4 protein-coding genes are annotated in these 3,321 nt (G+C 67.6%); 2 read left to right on the top strand and 2 right to left on the bottom strand.

Annotated features, from left to right (window positions below):
• Positions 1 to 538, top strand: a 538-nt coding sequence (locus ACIRA7_RS16075) for a HEAT repeat domain-containing protein (RefSeq protein WP_396221848.1), incomplete at its 5' end; no start/stop codon positions are given.
• A 38-nt stretch (positions 539 to 576) separates the two neighbouring features.
• Here ACIRA7_RS16075 and ACIRA7_RS16070 read toward each other — a convergent pair.
• The gene (locus tag ACIRA7_RS16070; RefSeq protein ID WP_396221847.1) at positions 577 to 1,644 is read right to left on the bottom strand and encodes a M20/M25/M40 family metallo-hydrolase; all 1,068 of its coding nucleotides are present in this window, start codon (positions 1,642 to 1,644) and stop codon (positions 577 to 579) included.
• Positions 1,645 to 1,673: 29 nt separating this feature from the next.
• On the opposite strand from ACIRA7_RS16070, the gene ACIRA7_RS16065 reads away from it, so the two are divergent.
• Positions 1,674 to 2,030 (top strand): TSUP family transporter, encoded by a 357-nt coding sequence (locus tag ACIRA7_RS16065; RefSeq protein WP_396221846.1) that lies wholly within the window; start codon positions 1,674 to 1,676, stop codon positions 2,028 to 2,030.
• 183 nt (positions 2,031 to 2,213) lie between these two features.
• On the opposite strand, the gene ACIRA7_RS16060 is transcribed toward ACIRA7_RS16065, so the two are convergent.
• Positions 2,214 to 3,116 (bottom strand): ABC transporter substrate-binding protein, encoded by a 903-nt coding sequence (locus tag ACIRA7_RS16060; RefSeq protein ID WP_396221845.1) that lies wholly within the window; start codon positions 3,114 to 3,116, stop codon positions 2,214 to 2,216.
• Positions 3,117 to 3,321 lie beyond the last annotated feature (205 nt).

Raw genomic sequence — 3,321 nt, 5'->3', positions numbered from 1 at the left:
GGATCAGGCCGACGCGGCCATGCTGCCGTTGCTGACCCACGCGGACGATCGCATTCGCATCGCCGTGGCTCGCGCCCTCATGCGCATCGGCACGGCCGTGGCCATGCACGGGCTGTACGCGGCGATCGAAGATCCGCATACGGAAGTGCGACGCATCGCCGCCGCGGCGTATGGATTGTCGAGCGCCGGCGCCAGCGGCGGTGGCGTTCGCCCGCCCGCGGCGCGTCTGGCTGCCGCCCTCGACAAGGAGCAGGATGACGACGTAGCGCTGGAAATGGTCGCGTCACTCGGTAAACTCGGCAGCGCCGACGCCATTCAGCGTCTCCTGCGCGTGGCGCATCCGGCGACTCCCACGCCGGGCGAGCGTCACGCCACGCGCGAGGCGTGGCTTCGCATTGCCGCCATGGAAGCCCTCGTCAAAGCACGCGGATACGCCGTACGGTCCGCCATCGAGTCGCTGGCCAATGACCATGACCCCGACGTGGCGGCCGCCGTCGTTCGCTTACGGGCGAGCCTCCTGCAGACGACGCGGGATTGACCGGCGGTCGCCCCCGCGCCACAACGAGCGCGCGGTGACTACCGCGCGGTAAAGTCCGTATCCGCGGTCACGGCACGACACGCGTCCGCAATCAGCTCGGCCGCGCGATCCAGATCCTCGAGCGACACGAGTTCGTTGGGCGAATGCATGTAGCGATTGGGGATCGACAGCAGGCCGGTGGCCACGCCATCGCGCGTGAGGTGAATCCCGTCGGCGTCGGTGCTGGTGAACCGGCCGGCCGCATGGACCGAGTACGGGATCTCCAGCCGCTTCGCGGTGTCGGCCAGCAGGCGGAACACCACCGGGTGCACGACGGAGCCGCGGGTGAGCACCGGTCCACCGCCCACCTTGTGTTCGCCAAGCTCCTTCTTCTCCACGCCCGGGTGATCGGTGGCGAACGTCACGTCCACCACGATCGCCATCGCGGCGTCGAGCTGCTGCGCCGCCACTCGCGCCCCTCCGCCCGAGTAGCCGATCTCTTCCTGCGCGGTGGCGGCCGCGATCACGCGGGCCGCGCCCGGCTTCGCGGCGTAGCGACGCAGCGCTTCGAGCACCACGAACGCCCCGATGCGGTCGTCGATCGCGCGCGACACGATGCGATGGTTCGGCATCTCCATGACCCGCGCATCGATCACGCCGGCATCACCGATGTCCAGATGCGCCAGCGCTTCGGCCTTGGTCGTCACCCCGATGTCGACCCACAGGTCGGTGAGCTTCGACGCCTTCTCGCGCTCCTCCGGCTTCATCAGGTGAATCGGCTTCTTGCCGATCACGCCGAACACGTCGCCGTCGCGCCCCAGAAAACGCATGCGCTGTCCGACCAGCACCTGCGGATCCCACCCACCGATGGCCTCGAAGTAGATGAAGCCGTTCTCGTCGATGTAGGTGACGATCACGCCGATCTCATCGATGTGGCCGGCCAGCAGGATCGTAGGGCCGCCGCTTCCCTCGACGGTGGCGAGGCTGTTGCCGACCACGTCCGCCTTCACGGCGGAGAACGTGGCCGCTTCGGCACGCCAGACGCGCGCCGGGGCACCTTCGAAGCCCGACGGACCGGGCGTGTCGAGCAGGCGCTTGAGAAAGGCTACCGAAGAGTCAGAAAGCATGGTGGAAATATAGGTGCTAAGCTTGTGGGATGATCCTCCTCTTGATGGCCATCGGCGTCGGCGCCGGCATCCTGTCCGGCATCTTCGGGATCGGCGGCGGCATCGTGATCGTGCCCGCCCTGATCTACCTCGCCAAGATGCCGCCCCAGCAAGCCGCCGGCACCTCCCTGGCCGCGCTGGTGCTCCCCCTCGGCGCCGCGGTGGGCGCCATGACGTACTACAAAGCCGGCCACCTGCAACCGAAGGACGCGCTATTCATCGCCGTGGGGATGGCGGCCGGGGCGTATTTCGGGGCCCAGATCGCCACCCACGTAGACGCCACGGTCCTGCGGAAACTGTTCGCGGGGCTGATGGTGCTGATGGCGGTGAAGCTGTGGGTGGGGTGAGATGGATTCGCGTTACTTTGAACTTCTTACTCCCTAGGGAGCAGGGAGGAGGGTATCAGGGCGCAGGAGGCAGGTTGACCTGCGCGCCGTTCACCTGCTTCCTGCCCCCTGATACCCTCCTCCCTGCTCCCTAGGGAGTTTGCAGTTCGCAGTTCGCAGTTCACAGTTCGCAGCTCTCAGCCGTCAGCGCACCCGCACCGCGTGCCGCCCATCAATCGCCGTGAACAGCGACGGGTTGAAGATCCGCGCCATCGCCTCGATTCCGTCCACGATGCGCGGACCGGGGCGGCTCACCAGGCCGGTGGCATCCAGCGCCCACACCTGACGTCCGGCCAGCCACGACCACTGCGGGAGCGCCAGGCACCGGTTCGCTTCGGCCACCGAGTCCGCCAGCGAGTACCCGCACGGCGCGAACAGCACGAACTGCGGGTCGGCCTGCGACAGCTGCGCCATGGGCACGGTCGTGGAGTGCATGCCGGCGCTCCCCAGCACGTCGAAACCACCGGCCCGCTTGATCTGCTCGGGGCCCCAATGGCCGGCGATGTACACCGGGTCGGTCCACTCGATCAGCGCCGCGCGCGGACGCGGGGCCTTGGCGGCCTTCAGGATGTCATGCACATGCGTGACACGATCGCGAAGCCCGGCCAACAGCTCCTCCGCTTCGTCGCTGGCGTCCACCGCCTGCGCCACCGCCTCGATATCGGCGTACACCCCGTCCAGCGTCATGCCGGACAGCGTCACGATGCGTGGCACCGGCGACAGCGTGGCGGCCAGCGCGCGCACGTCCGTCTCGCTGATCGCGCACACCTCGCACAACGCCTGCGTCAGCAGCAGGTCGGGGTGCACTGCCCGTATACGCCCCTCGTCCATCGTGTACAGCGCGTGCCCCGCGCCATGCAGCGCACGCACCGCCGCATCGATGGCCGCCGGATCGTCCGAGTGCGGAATGCTGCTCTTCGTGACCCGCGCCCGCGACATCACCACCTCGGGGTAATCGCATTCGTGCGTTACCCCCACGAGATGCTCCGTGGCGCCAAGGAACGCCATGATTTCGGTGGCGGCGGGGAGGAGAGAAACGGTGCGCATGATCGATTGCTCGTGAGTTTCGGGTAACGGGTAATGGTGTCGCGTTCTGTGTTCGTCGGTCCGTGTCGTTCGTAGGCAACCCACAACTCCAAACTCCGACTCGCCACTCCAGACTCACACGATCTACTTGGCCGCCTCGTACACCGCCTTCCCGCCAACCCACGTGGACACCACGCTCGCCTTCATGACCATCTCCGCCGGCACT

It is taken from the genome of Gemmatimonas sp., from assembly GCF_044376735.1.
In the GTDB taxonomy this organism is placed as follows: Bacteria; Gemmatimonadota; Gemmatimonadetes; order Gemmatimonadales; family Gemmatimonadaceae; genus Gemmatimonas.
The sequence above is the reverse complement of the archived record's forward strand: the minus strand, read 5'-3'. Positions and strand labels throughout refer to the sequence as shown.